Here is a 15,120-nt window from a genome sequence, read left to right as displayed (position 1 = left end):
TACCGACAAATTTCTCGGGAAATAATCAATGATTCTACAAAAATAATCTGTTAATATTCACGCTAAAATATTCTGAAATAAAAATAAATTTACATAAACCCTTGTCCCTCTTGACATTTCGTGCATAATCCCTAACCCAAGCTAATAAAATGTTACAAACCTATCAAAGAGAGTGTTTGAGGTGAGGGATCGTGAGTGTATGTTCAAAACGCAGTAATAGAGGCATCATACGATCATCTAAGAGAAAGTCAGCCAAACTATCTTAGTATGCGAGTCTCATTTCACACTTCTCACATCCATATTAGGGAGGTCGAGTGGTGTGCACGATTACATCAAAGAACGCACAATCAAGATTGGGAAGTATATCGTGGAGACAAAGAAAACAGTTCGCGTAATCGCGAAGGAATTTGGAGTTTCCAAAAGTACTGTTCACAAAGATTTAACAGAAAGGCTACCAGAAATTAACCCTGATCTTGCAAATGAAGTAAAAGAAATACTTGATTATCATAAATCAATCAGACATTTACGAGGAGGAGAGGCCACTAAGCTTAAATACAAGAAGGACGAGATTTTAGAGGAAGCACCAGTTAAATAATTTCAAAAGAAAAAGATTTAATATAAATACGAAACGAGCAACGATGATAGGCTTTATCCGAAAGAAAAGGCAATGTATGAAAAACAACAATCATTTCGAAAATAGCTTTTGAATATCAAGCTATCTATCTGATTCTTTGTGAATCGACATATCCCTACATAACCTATGAAATTTTTTTACAAAATCATACTATTTTTTCAATTTTATGATACAATATTTAATTAGGTTAGTTATTCTGGGAATGAAGATTTGCAAGGAGGATATAGATAGAATGTTTGCGAGGGATATTGGTATAGATCTTGGTACTGCTAATGTATTGATCCATTTAAAAGGAAAAGGCATTGTGCTTAATGAGCCATCGGTTGTAGCCTTAGATAAGAATTCAGGAAGAGTACTTGCTGTAGGTGAGGAAGCTAGACGTATGGTAGGACGTACTCCTGGGAATATTGTTGCAATTCGTCCATTAAAGGATGGAGTTATTGCAGATTTTGAAGTAACAGAGGCAATGCTAAAGCATTTCATTAATAAGTTGAATATAAAAGGCTTATTTTCAAAACCACGTATGCTTATTTGTTGTCCAACGAACATAACATCAGTTGAACAAAAGGCAATTAGAGAAGCTGCTGAAAAAAGCGGTGGAAAAAATGTTTTCCTTGAGGAAGAACCGAAAGTAGCAGCGATTGGTGCTGGTATGGACATCTTCCAGCCTTATGGAAATATGGTTGTTGATATTGGCGGTGGAACAACAGATGTCGCTGTGTTATCAATGGGCGATATTGTCACCGCCTCTTCAATTAAAATGGCAGGGGATAAGTTTGACCTTGAAATTTTAAATTATATTAAACGAGAGTACAAGCTCCTAATCGGTGAACGTACTGCTGAAGACATCAAAATTAATGTTGCAACGGTATTCCCAGGCGCACGTTATGAAGAGATTGATATACGTGGTCGTGATATGGTAACAGGTTTACCTCGCACAATTACAGTGAATTCAAAGGAAATTGAAGATGCACTTCGTGAACCTGTCTCTGGAATTGTACAAGCAGCTAAAAGTGTATTAGAACGTACTCCACCAGAGCTATCTGCAGACATCATTGATCGCGGTGTGATCCTAACAGGTGGCGGCGCTCTTCTAAATGGTTTAGACCAACTTCTTGCAGAAGAGCTTAAAGTACCAGTCTTGGTTGCAGAAGCACCAATGGATTGTGTAGCGATTGGCACGGGTATTATGCTTGATAATATGGATCGTCTACCACGTAAAAAATTCAGTTAATAGATAATTTATAAAAAGAGTCTTTATTAGTAGACTCTTTTTATCCATATTAAACGAATGAATATCAATCAATTTCCACAACTTGACCTCTCATTCAAACCTCATCGAATTTTATAATTTCGAAATAAAAAAACAATTTAATTAGTATCTAACAAACTTTTCCTGAAAATATGTAATGAGAAAAAAATGGTTATCCCTTATAATAAAGTTTAGGGAATTCTGTCGAAAAAAGAATTCAAATGGACGGAAATAGTTAAATGAAGGTGGCGAACACATGTTAAGAGGTTTATATACATCAACAGCAGGAATGCTAGCACAACAAAAACGGACGGAAATGCTTTCTAATAATATCGCTAACGCTAATACACCTGGTTATAAAGTGGATCAGGCTTCCGTTCGTGCGTTTCCAGAAATGTTACTTAAAAGAATGGACAATCAAGCTGTACCTAGTACTGTTGGGTCCGTAAATACGGGTGTCTATTTGCAAGAGATTACTAGTCAATTCAACCAAGGTGGTTTGCGAGAAACAGGTTTAGCGAGTGATGTAGCTCTAATTGAACAGAATGTACCGTTAAATCCAGAAACAAATGTAAAGGGAGCACTCCTTTTCGCTGTTGAAAATCAAGCTGGTGAAGAACGCTATACTCGAAATGGGCATTTCACACTTGATGAAAATGGATTATTGCTTTCAGATGGAAATCAAGTCCTTTCAACTACGGGACAGCCAATCTCAATTCAGTCTAGCAACTACCAAATCTCAGGTGATGGCGAAGTTTTTGTAGACAATGAATTCATTGGGCAACTTGACGTCCGTTTTGAAGCAGATGTCCGCAACCTTGTAAAAGAAGGAAATGGTTTATATCGTGCAGTGGACGGTCAAGTCTTGCCAACTGCCCTAAACAATCCTGAAATACAATACAATGTGAAACAGAACTTTTTAGAAACCTCTACAGTTGATGTTGGACGTTCCTATACAGATATGATGACAGCGTATCGTTCTTTTGAAGCAAATCAAAAGGTATTACAAGCGTATGATAAAAGTATGGATAAGGCCGTGAACGAAATTGGTCGCATCTAATCTTAACAGGGGGAACCAATGATGTTACGTTCGATGATTACAGCAACGAATACAATGGGACAGCTTCAACAACAACTTGATACAATTGGCAGCAATTTAGCGAATGTTAATACACAAGGATATAAAAGAACAGAGACAAGTTTTTCTGAACTGGTTCGTCAACAATTTAATAATCAACCAAATATAAATAATGAAATTGGTCGTACTAGTGAATTAGGTATTAGACAAGGAACTGGCGCTAAGCTAGGAAGTACTCTTGTTTTCTCACAGGGAAGTTTACAACAAACGGGTAGATCGTTGGATATTGCCTTTACTTCACCAAATCAATTTCTTCAAATCGATGTCGACGGGGAAACCCAGTATACAAGAGATGGATCGTTGTATTTATCACCAACGACTGATGGAACAAACCGATTCATGCTCACAACAGCTGAAGGTAGACAGGTTCTAGATGAAAATCAAAACCCAATTATTTTTGATGATACATTTAAGGAATTACTGATTTCAGATGATGGGACAATTACAGCAGTGCCAAAAACGGATGCTGATCCCGCGCAGATTTATGGACTAGGTGTCGTTCAAGTTGACCGCCCACAAATGCTTGTTTCAAATGGTCATAATCGTTATGGCTTAGGTGACCTAGATGGTGTGCAAATAAATGACGTACTAACATATTTAGAAGGTGCCTTACGCGGAGATGTAGCTATGCAGCAAGGCTCACTCGAAATGTCCAATGTTGATTTATCAAAGGAAATGACCGATTTAATGATCTCACAACGGTCCTATCAGATGAATGCTAAGTCCATCACAATGGGTGACCAAATGCTGGGATTAATAAATGGTGTAAGATAGGAGTTAAGACTATTGGTTGCAAAAGAAGCGGCAAAAGTAGCGAGTAGAGAAGAAGTTAAAAAGGCAAAAAAGTCCAAAGAGACTAAAAAGGCCAATAAAGCTAATAAATCTCAAGAAACAACTGAAAAGAATAAGAAAATCCGAATCCGTATTCGCTTACTACCTATTTGGTTGAGGGTTTTGTTGGTACTTATTTTCATGGTCGTTAGTATTCTTGTCGGTCTCATTGTAGGCTATAGTGTTATTGGAAGTGGAGACGTAAGCGACGCACTAGATCAATCAACATGGCAGCATATTATTGATTTAGTTGAAAAAAAATAAGCTGAATACGAAACTTTGTACAATTGGAAGGTGAAAACCTTCCTTTTGTCGTATAATAGGCAATGAAAGCTTTACATAGTTAAGAGAAACTTAAATCAATTAAGTAATAAAAGCCAAAATACAAGGAGTTCATACATATGTTAAATATCGAAGAAATTAAAGAAATCATTCCACATCGTTATCCATTTTTATTAGTTGACCGCGTATTAGAGGTTGAAGAAGGGAAACGAGCAGTTGGTATTAAAAATGTGACAGCAAATGAAGAGTTTTTTAATGGCCATTTCCCAGATTATCCTGTGATGCCAGGTGTTCTTATTGTTGAAGCACTTGCTCAAGTTGGTGCGGTTGCCATGCTTAAAAAAGAAGAAAACCGTGGCAGATTAGCATTTTTCACTGGAATTGATAATTGTCGCTTTAAAAAACAAGTAAAACCTGGTGACCAACTCCGACTTGAAGTAGAAATTATCCGCTCAAGAGGAGCACTCGGTAAAGGGAAGGCAACCGCGACAGTAGATGGTGAGCTAGTATGTGAAGCGGAAATTATGTTTGCTTTAGGGGAGAAAAAAGCAGAAGAGTAAGTGAATTCTAAATAAGCGAATATATCGTAAAGAGGCATTTGACCAAGTCTAGGTCATATGTCTCTTTTTTCGTTAAATGAGTTTCAGATCGTTATTCTATGTCTATATGTAATATATGAATGAAACGAAACGTTTAGGGCACCATAGAAACAGAAGCTTGACCAAATACCTAAATTAAAAATCGAAAGGAGCAACAACATTGAATAAAAAATGGCTATTAACGATAACCGGTTCTCTACTTGCAGCAATGATTGTCACAGGTTGTGCGGATGATGAAGATCCAGCACCACCAGAGGATGATGCAAATAATCAAGAGCAGCAAGAAGATAATGGTGACATGGGAACAGATGAAAACATGGATATGGAAGAAGACAATCAGGACGGCGGATTGCTTGATGACGAAGGCACAACAGATGATGGAGTTGAAGGTGATACTGGCGGTACAACAGGAGAAGGAACAGATGATGCAGGTGGCGTAACTGGAGAGAAAAATCCAGAGGATAACAAAGAAGATAAATAATAACAGATGAAACGAGGTCAACCTTATTGGTTGGCCTTTTTTTGTGTGCCAGTTGATCTAAACGAAACACTGCAACAAGTCCCACATTAAGTTATTTTTGCCGAATCATTCATAATACACTTGGCCCAATGAATAGGATGGTGGTAGAGCACGAAAAGCTATGTGCCGATATCATGTAAAAAAGAGGTGGATGAAAAGTGAAAAGTGGCAATAATCCCCATGATCAACAGGCACCATTCACTAGAGTGAAAGCCTGGCAACCCTTTCATAGTCGTTTTGATCCATGCCGACCAATCGGTTTGAAATATTACTCAACTCCTCCGAATCTTTATATGGGATTTCAGCCACCAAACCTCCAGCAGTTCCCAGCTAAGACTGCCTTGAGAAAGGGAACGCTATGGCCAGCATTGTATGACCCTTATGAAAACCCATATGAAGGAAAAGGAGGCAAGAACCAGTGAATGTGAAGCAATTACCAGATGAGTATTATCGTCTCCTAGAGGAAATTCAAGCGGTTGACTTTGTCCTTGTCGAGCTGACCCTTTATTTAGATACACATCCAACTGATGTTCAAGCCCTCCAACAATTTAATCAATATGCCGCACATAGTAAGCAGCTCAAACAGGTATTTGAAGAAAAATTTGGTATGCTTCAGCAGTTTGGAGGCAGTTTTGCAGATGCAAATTGGAGCTGGGGAACAGCACCATGGCCATGGCAAGTGTAGAAAGATTGATAATGGGGATCAGGAAGTTCTGATCCCTTATAAACGAAAGGGGAAAATAAATTATGTGGGTATACGAAAAGAAGCTTCAATATCCTGTAAAGGTCAGTACCTGTAATCCTACCCTTGCCAAATACTTGATCGAGCAATACGGGGGTGCTGATGGTGAACTAGCAGCAGCTCTTCGCTATCTAAACCAACGATATACAATTCCTGATAAAGTAGTAGGATTGTTAAATGATATCGGCACAGAAGAATTTGCCCACTTAGAAATGATTGCCACAATGATCTATAAACTAACTAAGGATGCAACACCAGAACAATTACGAGCCGCAGGCCTAGCCCCACACTATGTAAATCATGATTCTGCACTATTCTATGAAAACGCAGCAGGGGTACCATTCACAGCATCCTACATACAAGCAAAGGGAGACCCTATTGCCGATCTATACGAAGACATCGCTGCAGAAGAAAAGGCAAGAGCAACCTACCAATGGATTATCAACATCTCAGATGACCCCGACCTCAATGATAGCTTAGCCTTCTTAAGAGAACGTGAAATTGTCCACTCTCAACGCTTTAGAGAAGCGGTCGAGATATTAAAGGATGACCGACAACAGAAGAAGATCTTTTAATCGTATAGCTCGGAACCCTTTGTTTGGGTCCGAGTTTATTTGTATTTGGGACTCTACTCATTGAGACGCCTAAAGTATTCAAATGTCTGCACATTTAATTTGAGTAGCTGTGTCAAGTTCTGCGCCGATAAAAGGGTCGTAATTTGTCGAATGATAGATTTTTCGGTAAAGTTGATAGATTTTTAACCGAAGTATCCGTAAAAGTTGATAAATTTCCTCGCAAAGTTGATAGATTTTTAAAGTCAAAGGTACTCTCCAATAAAAATACATGTAGAAGTCCCCTAGAAAACGATAAACGGTTAGTAAATACCTTAGATAGTAGAGAATAATTACTGATTTTAGCGGAAAAATAAGTTAAAATTGATTTGCATATTATTATCCCTTGAAATAAAGTGGAATATTTGTAATATATTTGAAACAAAAGCTTCCTTATTCCGTCTATTAAGATGTAATAATAATAAGGAGGAATTTTAATGTTAAAAAAAGTAATTATATCGGCACTTTTAGTTACACCCTTAATTTCGTTTGATTCTAATCCACTACCTTTTCAATCAACAGTTTCTGTATCGGCAGCAAAATTGGGCAATAATATTGATTTATCATATTTAAAGAAAAAATTAATACCAGGGGTATCCAAAAATCAAATTAAAGAAATGTTAGGATCCAACTATTCTATCACTAAAAACCAAATTAACGGGTATGAATTATGGAGTTATAAACTTGGAACTGTAGAAGGATACGAGTTTAAAAGTGAAAATGAAGACGAAATTGATGTTAAAGGAATTGAGAATGGTCAACTTAAATTCCAAATTTCAATCACTTTTGACAATAATGTATTAGAAAGTGTAATTATCTATTACTTAAATAGTAATGGTAAAGTTGAAGACTATTTTAAAGCTGACACTGGATATGTAAGGGAATCACCTGGTAAAGTTAAATTAAATAGTAAATTTATAGATTTTGGTGATCGTGGGGAGCAAGTCAAAAAAGTTCAATATCAGCTCATGCTCAACGGTTTTAGTTTACCTCGTTATGGAAGTGATGGCGTATTTGGGGAAGAGACAGAGAAAGCTGTACGTGAATTTCAAAAATATCAAGGTATACTTGTTGACGGTATTGTGGGTCCTATAACATTACAAAAGCTAGGGATTTCTACTGTGGATAATAATGTTACTTACTCTGGTGCTATAGTTAAAAAGGGCTCAATAGGTAAGAATGTGAAACGTATACAAGTTGTCGTGGGTGTTACTGCTGACGGTATTTTTGGACCAAAGACAGAGGCCGCTGTAAAGGCATATCAAAAGAGTCAAGGTCTTAAGGTGGACGGACTTGTAGGTAAGAATACTTGGAATAAAATGTTTTAAAAACGAGATTCCGCCAAAAGTGTTTTCGTAATATGAACTGTTATAGGAATTGAGAATTCATAGTACTCAATTTGCTTAATGACTATGTCATTTTTAAAACAAATTTTCAATATCTAAAGAAGAATCCAAATGTACACTTTTTCTTAGAAAAACCAACATTTAGAAAAGTGCCTTAAAACAAAAAGCCCTTCTATTAGGAGGGCTTTTAATACTTATTATATTGAGAATAATATGATATTCAGTTATTAACTATTCCTATAATTTCGTCGTTTCCTTACGCTGATGGACATTTTCTGTGAAGGCTTCAATAAGATGATCGCCTGATAAGCCTTGTCCCATCAACGAACGAAGTAGTACCTCTGGGTCATGCATTGGCCGCGATGTTAGTAGGCGTCCATCTAATAAGATGGATAAGTGTTTTTCAAGTTTTGTAATCGTTTTAACTTTTACAATAATTTGCGCAGGGGCATTGCTTTTTTTAGAAATCGTTACAAAAGCCCTCATTTTCTTTTGATTCTCAAATAACTGATCAAAAAACGAATGCTGGTCCTTTGGAATTAAAGCTTCAATTAACCATGAGTTTTCGCCATCTTCTCTGTTAAGGACTAGCCCATCCTCAAGTGGGATCTCGCGGCTTATTTTTTCCTGATCGCTCTCAATCTCAATTTTCAACCCTACAAGCTTAAACGTTTTCATCATCTTCACCTCACTTTTATATAGTATAGCATAAGAGATATTTTCTAAAAATCGATCAACGCTCAGCCAACCGACTAGTTTTACCAATAATCGTGACCAACATCTCTTCAATTAAACGACGGTCTCTTGTTTTGACTAGTAGTAACTGATGTAAGCTTGTTGTTAACTTTGGATTTTTAACTAAATGATCAACTACTTCTGATAGGGAATCCTTGGTTTCATATTCACCATATACCTCAAAAAGGATTTCAGTCGTAGGTGTATCCTTGCCAATAAGATGATCAATGCTTACTTCAAAGAGTTTACTTAATGCTAGAAGATAAGATAAATCAGGCTCTTGTTCACCAGTTTCAAGCTTTGTTATTACAGTCCGAGAAACACTAACTTTCTCAGCCAATTCCGCTTGTGACCAACCCCTGCGTTCTCGATAAAACTTCATATTCATTTTAAACTTCTCAAGCTCTCCCATACAGTAAACCATCCCCCCTAAAGAAATAATGTTCTCTATACGATCTATTTCCAATTTGTTCAAAAAAAGGACATATATAGATAATAAGACCTATTAAGAGGATAACGTAAAAACAAATCGAAAGATAGGGATAAATCCGATTTTTTCGTTAAATTTCGTCAAATTTCACTAAATAACCCAATTTTGTAAGCGTTGTCTTTTAATATAATCAATTATACTAATTATGAAAATAATAGAAAAGAGGTCATAGGATGATTGAATTTAAGCTAAAGTGTATTTATTTAAAACAACCAAGTGATGCATTTCAGGTAAAAGAGACTAGAACAGAAGAACTGGTTAATTTAAAAGTAGGTGATTACAAATCAGGGATAGCAAACTATCATCATTTTAGTGTCCCATTAAATGCAACCGTGGATATACAATACGAAACACTAGATAAAAAAGGACTCTTAAAAGTAATCTTTCAACTAGTACAACGAAATCTATCGATGAACTATTTCACATGGGATGAGGTCAAACAACACTACATAGAAACACCCCTAGAAAAAGACGTACTACAATCTCTCTCCTTTCAAAAAATTCTTCATAGTATAAGCTTCTCAGGGGACAGTCAATTCTCCTTTATCGTAAACTCACTACAACGAACGGTAGATTAAAGCTAAAAAAACAGAGTAGACAGAAAAAACGTCCAAAACAGGTAAAATAACCAATTAAAGAGCGAACCCACAGCTATCAAACGTAAAATGAGAGAAAACAGTAATAGAAAAAGTTGTTTCTCTAGCTAGTTGTTAAAGGAAATGGGTTTTTACTCATTTTTCCAATTCTCTTTCATCATATACAATACAGTTGTATACAAAAAGAGAGGAGGAGCGAAGTGATCAATCAAGTTATTTTAGTAGGCAGATTGACGAAGGACCCGGAAATCCGTTACACAACAGAAGGTGCCCCAGTAGCAAATTTTACACTTGCTGTAAGTCGGCAATTTCGAAATGCTGCTGGTGAAATCGACACTGATTTTGTCAATTGTACCGTTTGGAGACGAACAGCTGAAAATACGGCAAATTACTGCCGAAAAGGTTCCATTGTTGGAGTCACAGGAAGAATCCAAACACGAAATTATGAAAATGCAGAACGAAACCGTGTATACGTCACAGAAGTCCTAGCAGATTCCGTCCGTTTTATGAGTGCCAAACCACGTGAACTAGTTGAACAGGAAAGTTAGACTAGCAATCAGATTTCCTCATTAGAAAAAATCAATATTTATCCTCTTTTCTCCTCATATCGAAAGGCTGATGAACGAGAGAAATCTGTTACATCAGCCGAATTTTTTGAGACTAGCAATTGAGAGGAAGTACGAGGGTATGAATCATCTGTACGTTTAGTAGTATAAAAAAAAAACGACAGGAATCCTGTCGCTTACTTAACCTTCTTTTCAATTAACGTGATCAGTTTTTCCCATTGTGGAGTCTTTTTTTCTGATTCATTCTTCTTCGTCTTTTTCTGCTTTGTTGCCATTAGTTGGACCCCTTTTCTAACTCATTGATAAGCTAAACAGCTCTTCAAGTTCATCTGAGGAAAGCTCCGTTATCCAATTTTCACTTTGAATGATTTCATCGTTTAATGACTGCTTTTTCTCAAGCATTTCATCAATTTTTTCTTCGATTGTTCCAGTTGTAATCATCTTATGAACATGGACAAAACGATCCTGGCCGATCCGATAAGCACGGTCTGTTGCTTGGTTTTCAACGGCTGGATTCCACCAACGATCATAGTGAATAACATGATTAGCGGCCGTTAAATTTAAGCCAGTGCCCCCAGCCTTCAGAGAAAGAATTAAGATTGGATATTCTTTATTCTGGAAAGACTCAACCATGCGATCGCGCTCTGCCTTCATCACACTTCCGTTTAAGAATAACACCTTATCATCCAATTCCTTTTCAAGTAAGCTTTTCATCATTTCACCCATACCAATGTATTGAGTGAAAATTAAACAGCTTTCCTGTTGTTCACGGATATTAGTCGTTAACTCAAGAAGCTTTTCAATCTTATGTGAACGTGAAACGAGCTGTTTAGGCTGCTGTTCCTTCAAATACAGGGCCGGATGATTACAAATTTGCTTAAGCTTACCAAGCATTTTTAAAATCAATGCCTTCCGCTGCATCCCCGCAAGCGAAGATACTTGTTCAAAGGTATCCTTAACCAATTGCTCATAAAGAGAGGCCTGCTCGATTGATAATGGAACATATTCCTTTTGTTCCTGTTTATCAGGAAGATTTAAGGCAACCTGTTCATCACTCTTCGTACGTCTAAGTAAAAATGGCTTAATATACCGCTGCAGCTGTTCAATCTGTTCAACATTTCTTTCCTTTTCAATCGGGAGGACATAGCGCTTATGAAAGCTATGTAAGCTGCCTAAATAGCCACGATTTAAGAAATCATAAATTGACCAAAGCTCAGTCAAGCGATTTTCCATCGGAGTACCTGTCAACGCAATATGATGCTGACCACGGAGTTTGCGGATTGCGCGTGACTGTTTTGTATGAGCATTTTTAATATTTTGGGCCTCATCTAGACACACTGTGCTCCAGGTGATTGCCGAAATCTCTTCAAAATCAGCGTGTGATAAGCCATAAGAGGTTAACACAATGTCTGCACCTTTAATCGATTTGGCAAATTGCTCACCCTTGGCGCGGTTGCCACCATAATGAAGCTTGACCTTAAGATTAGGCGAGAACTTTTCAAATTCCTTTTGCCAGTTTCCAAGTACTGAGGTTGGTGCAATAATCAGCGCTGGCTGTTCCGGATTCTCAGCTGCTTTTACATATAAAAAGTAGGCGATCATTTGGATTGTTTTTCCTAAGCCCATGTCATCTGCTAGGCAAGCTCCAAACGATACACTACGTAAAAATAATAGCCAATCAACACCATTTTGCTGATATGGTCTCAAGGATCCAAGGAATTCCTCTGGTATATCATGTGTTGGTAGTTCACTAGTATCAGTTAGACGTTTAAGCATTTTCTTCATCTGCTGATTTAATTCGATCTGGATATTAGCAAAAGCTCTAGTATCGAGCTGTTCTTCAACATCGGCATCAACATCTTTTGCCGTCAGCTCTTGCTGAAGGATATCGGAGAGATGCATACCTTCGCGATCAGCCTTTTTCAGAATTGCTTGAACCTGTTTAATAAAAGCGGGATCAAGTTTGATCCATTGTCCTCTGAAATTAACGAGACGTCGTTGCTGTGAAACAAGCTGAGTAAATTCCTCTTCACTCATCTCAACACCATTTGTGGCAAAGCGCCAATTAAAATCAATCAATGAATTCATGCCAACAAACGACTGCCCACGTGGTGAAGAAGATACCTTAGCTTTAAGCATGAGCTGTGAGTCTTTGACAACTTGCCACCATGAAGGAAGGAGGATCTCGACACCCATATTTATCAGCGTTTCACTAGCATCTGTTAAAAATAACCATGCTTCATCCTCGGTGACAAAAGTTGTACCTGTTTGAAAACTAAGCCATGGGACAACTTTTGAAAAGCGTTCTTGTTCACGCTCGATTTTTTGCGCGAAGGGACGCCACTTTTTCGGAAGATCTCCGCCACCTTGAAAGTGGACAATTTCGTTTTCGTTATCCTTACTGCGCAACAGAATTTCAAGTTGCCAATCCTCACCGTCTGTTTCAGGTTCATTGAGTCGCAACCCTACTGTAAATGGAGTATCGTCAATACGCCAACCAATCTTTTCAAGGAAATCTGCTTCATCAACGAAATGGCCTTGGAAGGTGGTCAGTACAGGATATCGATTGACAATGTCATCCCAAGCATTCTTAATAACAAGATCCTTTTCGATCAAGTCAGAAATGGCTGCTGAAAACCATTCTAATGCAAAACCCTCTAACTCGTTCGTTGCATCCTTAAAACGGATCATCCCATGCTTCCAAGCTTCGAAGTCTGGGAGGTACTTTCCTGCTGCAATAAGTTCATAGATTGAATGGGCATGGTTCGCTAGTACTTGGGCATCATCAGTTAAAGATATTGTAGCAAGCGAATTATAGGTTTCTTTTCCAAGCAACTCGACCATCATCCATGGACTAAGCAATACAGAAGGCATCCCAATATAGCTAATGTCTTCAAGCTTTGTACCGTAGAAGGAGGACTCATGCCAGGTGAAAAGGTAGCGGGCAAATTCATTCGTGTCGATCGGTCGTTCATCATGTTCAGTTGTACAGTATAGATAAAAATGGTAATTCTCAATTTGTTCTGTATGAACAACAATGTTAACCGAATTAATCATGAATCAGTTTCCCCTTCTTTAGTTCTTCTTTAAAAGCGCGGAGTCGTTTATGTTCGTCAGATAATTGCTGAATATAGTTTTCCCACACTTCTTCTCGTTTCAGTTTTTTATATTGTGACTTAATTCGTTTTAAGTAACGTACTGCCTGCTTATAGTTTTCCCGAGATCGCAGGTTAATCTCATCCTTGACAGATTTCACATAGAGTGGCAAGAGGACACCAGGATCACTCTTTTCAATCGTCTTTAACACGTATGTATCAAGCTCATATAAGGTAAAACCAAGTAAGGTCTGTAGTTCAATCCAGGTCCGATACTTTTCTTTATTCAATAGGAAATCATTATACTCTGCATAGCTATATGGAAGCAATTTATTGCAAGCTAGTTCAAAAAGCTTCTCATCCTTCATTGCATCACCGTACGCCTTAGATAATTGAACAATATAGCGAATCGTTCCCCGTTTTTCTTCAAATGATAACGAGGTATTCATATACTCTGTCGAAAGATTCATCATATAGGAAAGCCAAGTTGAAAGACGTTTCCAATTTTTCTTTTTCAAAATGTCATCTGCCCAATTAAATGTAATCGGTAAGGAAGTAGGAGTTAACTTCTGGAGATTGCTAAAAATCTGCTCATCTCGAGACTGAAGAAAGTCCATATGCATTAATGCCGTTTCCAGTTCTGGTCCATAGGATGGGTCAGCATCTTGCTCATATTCCAGACGTTCCTCAAGCCACTCACGTTCAATCGTTATAAACTTGTCACGTCGTAATAATTCAATCCAAAGCAATTGATAAAGGTTGATTCGCTCATATTGATAATATTTACTTGTATATAGAAGCTCCCTAAAACGCTCGACACTGTCAATCAATAACGGATCAAGTGCAAAGGGTAAGGCATAACGCTTCATTTCACTGATCGCAGCTCGGACATTGTCAATCAGCTGATCCATATAAGGATAAATAATATGCTGTAACATATAGTCAGTAGGCTTCGTCTTATTAAGGAGCTGTAAAATTTTCAAAAAGACGTGCACAGATGCCTGAACAATAAAAAATTGTTTCATCTCAGGAGACTTAGGAGCCTTTTTCTTAAGGGTAGGATAATATTGATAAAATAGTCCCTGAAAAAGCTGATGTGGCGGAGAAATTTGTTCATACCAAATCTCATACTCACGATCAAAGAAAGCAACCCAGCTAGCCAAAGATGACTCGCCATACTCCTGGTCAGGCTTTAATAAAGAACTTGCCTTTCGAACGGATTTTAAGATATCATCAACTGGCTTTTCTTCTTTCCATAGGTCAACAAACGTGCCGACTCGATCAACACTTGCATATACATAAAGGAAAGTAGCGATCTGGTGCCTGCAAATCGTTTCTGTTGAATGACATGTGCACGTACTCATGACAAAGTCATCCATATCAATCGCAACCTGGACGCTTGTAATGTCCTGTACCTTAGCAAACACAAGATGATTTTCACTATTTACATTATAAATACTGCCCTGTCGAAATAAGATGAGGCCCTTTTTAATTAAACTCCGATCAGTTTCATCTTCACGAGAAAGCAAATGTTTAATTTGTTCACCGGCACCAAGCACAAGTTCCTTACTAAGTTCCCGACCAAGCATAGGCATTGAACCCCTTTCGAAATAAAAACTAATTCTTCTATTATAACGCATAAATGATGTAGCAAAAAGGTTTAGCAAGAGAATTAACTGAGGA

17 protein-coding genes are annotated in these 15,120 nt (G+C 37.6%); 13 read left to right on the top strand and 4 right to left on the bottom strand.

Annotated features, from left to right (window positions below):
- The first annotated feature begins 319 nt into the window (after nucleotides 1-319).
- The 11 genes from spoIIID to AC6CHR_RS14405 all read left to right on the top strand — a co-directional run bounded on the left by spoIIID (nucleotide 320) and on the right by AC6CHR_RS14405 (nucleotide 7,937).
- A complete protein-coding gene (gene spoIIID, locus AC6CHR_RS14455; protein WP_498249671.1) occupies nucleotides 320-595 on the top strand; it encodes a sporulation transcriptional regulator SpoIIID in 276 nt (91 codons plus the stop codon).
- A 271-nt stretch (nucleotides 596-866) separates the two neighbouring features.
- Entirely contained in the window at nucleotides 867-1,868 is a 1,002-nt protein-coding gene (locus tag AC6CHR_RS14450) for a rod shape-determining protein (protein WP_498249669.1), read from the top strand.
- A gap of 274 nt (nucleotides 1,869-2,142) precedes the next feature.
- Nucleotides 2,143-2,946 carry a flagellar hook-basal body protein gene (locus AC6CHR_RS14445; protein WP_498249667.1) on the top strand — a complete coding sequence of 268 codons (804 nt, stop codon included), beginning with the start codon at nucleotides 2,143-2,145 and terminating at the stop codon, nucleotides 2,944-2,946.
- Between the two features lie 21 nt (nucleotides 2,947-2,967).
- Entirely contained in the window at nucleotides 2,968-3,798 is an 831-nt protein-coding gene (locus AC6CHR_RS14440) for a flagellar hook-basal body protein (RefSeq protein ID WP_498249665.1), read from the top strand.
- 12 nt (nucleotides 3,799-3,810) lie between these two features.
- Nucleotides 3,811-4,119, top strand: coding sequence for a DNA-directed RNA polymerase subunit beta (locus tag AC6CHR_RS14435; protein WP_498249663.1), 309 nt, complete (start codon nucleotides 3,811-3,813; stop codon nucleotides 4,117-4,119).
- A 137-nt stretch (nucleotides 4,120-4,256) separates the two neighbouring features.
- Nucleotides 4,257-4,697: a 3-hydroxyacyl-ACP dehydratase FabZ gene (fabZ, locus tag AC6CHR_RS14430; protein ID WP_498249661.1), complete on the top strand. Its 441-nt coding sequence runs from the start codon at nucleotides 4,257-4,259 to the stop codon at nucleotides 4,695-4,697.
- A 199-nt stretch (nucleotides 4,698-4,896) separates the two neighbouring features.
- Entirely contained in the window at nucleotides 4,897-5,217 is a 321-nt protein-coding gene (locus AC6CHR_RS14425) for a hypothetical protein (protein WP_498249659.1), read from the top strand.
- Between the two features lie 197 nt (nucleotides 5,218-5,414).
- The gene (locus tag AC6CHR_RS14420; RefSeq protein WP_498249657.1) at nucleotides 5,415-5,678 is read left to right on the top strand and encodes a spore coat associated protein CotJA; all 264 of its coding nucleotides are present in this window, start codon (nucleotides 5,415-5,417) and stop codon (nucleotides 5,676-5,678) included.
- A 2-nt stretch (nucleotides 5,679-5,680) separates the two neighbouring features.
- Nucleotides 5,681-5,941, top strand: a complete 261-nt coding sequence (locus AC6CHR_RS14415) for a spore coat protein CotJB (RefSeq protein WP_498249687.1) — start codon at nucleotides 5,681-5,683, stop codon at nucleotides 5,939-5,941.
- A gap of 62 nt (nucleotides 5,942-6,003) precedes the next feature.
- On the top strand, nucleotides 6,004-6,573 hold the full coding sequence (gene cotJC / locus AC6CHR_RS14410) for a spore coat protein CotJC (protein WP_498249655.1): 570 nt from the start codon (nucleotides 6,004-6,006) through the stop codon (nucleotides 6,571-6,573).
- 473 nt (nucleotides 6,574-7,046) lie between these two features.
- Nucleotides 7,047-7,937 (top strand): peptidoglycan-binding domain-containing protein, encoded by an 891-nt coding sequence (locus tag AC6CHR_RS14405; RefSeq protein ID WP_498249653.1) that lies wholly within the window; start codon nucleotides 7,047-7,049, stop codon nucleotides 7,935-7,937.
- 255 nt (nucleotides 7,938-8,192) lie between these two features.
- Here the strand turns inward: AC6CHR_RS14405 and AC6CHR_RS14400 are convergent, their stop codons facing one another.
- Both AC6CHR_RS14400 and AC6CHR_RS14395 read right to left on the bottom strand, forming a co-directional pair.
- Nucleotides 8,193-8,720: a YwpF family protein gene (locus tag AC6CHR_RS14400; RefSeq protein ID WP_498249651.1), complete on the bottom strand. Its 528-nt coding sequence runs from the start codon at nucleotides 8,718-8,720 to the stop codon at nucleotides 8,193-8,195.
- Complete coding sequence (locus AC6CHR_RS14395) at nucleotides 8,689-9,102, bottom strand: helix-turn-helix domain-containing protein (protein WP_498249649.1); 414 nt, start codon at nucleotides 9,100-9,102, stop codon at nucleotides 8,689-8,691. Before AC6CHR_RS14395 ends, AC6CHR_RS14400 begins: the two co-directional genes overlap by 32 nt.
- A gap of 251 nt (nucleotides 9,103-9,353) precedes the next feature.
- Between AC6CHR_RS14395 and AC6CHR_RS14390 the strand changes: the two genes are divergently transcribed.
- On the top strand, nucleotides 9,354-9,758 hold the full coding sequence (locus tag AC6CHR_RS14390) for a hypothetical protein (protein ID WP_498249647.1): 405 nt from the start codon (nucleotides 9,354-9,356) through the stop codon (nucleotides 9,756-9,758).
- Between the two features lie 218 nt (nucleotides 9,759-9,976).
- The gene (ssb, locus tag AC6CHR_RS14385; RefSeq protein ID WP_498249646.1) at nucleotides 9,977-10,324 is read left to right on the top strand and encodes a single-stranded DNA-binding protein; all 348 of its coding nucleotides are present in this window, start codon (nucleotides 9,977-9,979) and stop codon (nucleotides 10,322-10,324) included.
- Nucleotides 10,325-10,633: 309 nt separating this feature from the next.
- Here the strand turns inward: ssb and AC6CHR_RS14380 are convergent, their stop codons facing one another.
- On the bottom strand, nucleotides 10,634-13,399 hold the full coding sequence (locus AC6CHR_RS14380; RefSeq protein WP_498249644.1) for a DEAD/DEAH box helicase: 2,766 nt from the start codon (nucleotides 13,397-13,399) through the stop codon (nucleotides 10,634-10,636).
- Nucleotides 13,392-15,026, bottom strand: coding sequence for an SWIM zinc finger family protein (locus tag AC6CHR_RS14375; protein WP_498249643.1), 1,635 nt, complete (start codon nucleotides 15,024-15,026; stop codon nucleotides 13,392-13,394). Before AC6CHR_RS14375 ends, AC6CHR_RS14380 begins: the two co-directional genes overlap by 8 nt.
- Nucleotides 15,027-15,120: the final 94 nt, after the last annotated feature.

This window comes from Metabacillus sp. GQ13 (assembly GCF_059758525.1).
The sequence above is the reverse complement of the archived record's forward strand: the minus strand, read 5'-3'. Positions and strand labels throughout refer to the sequence as shown.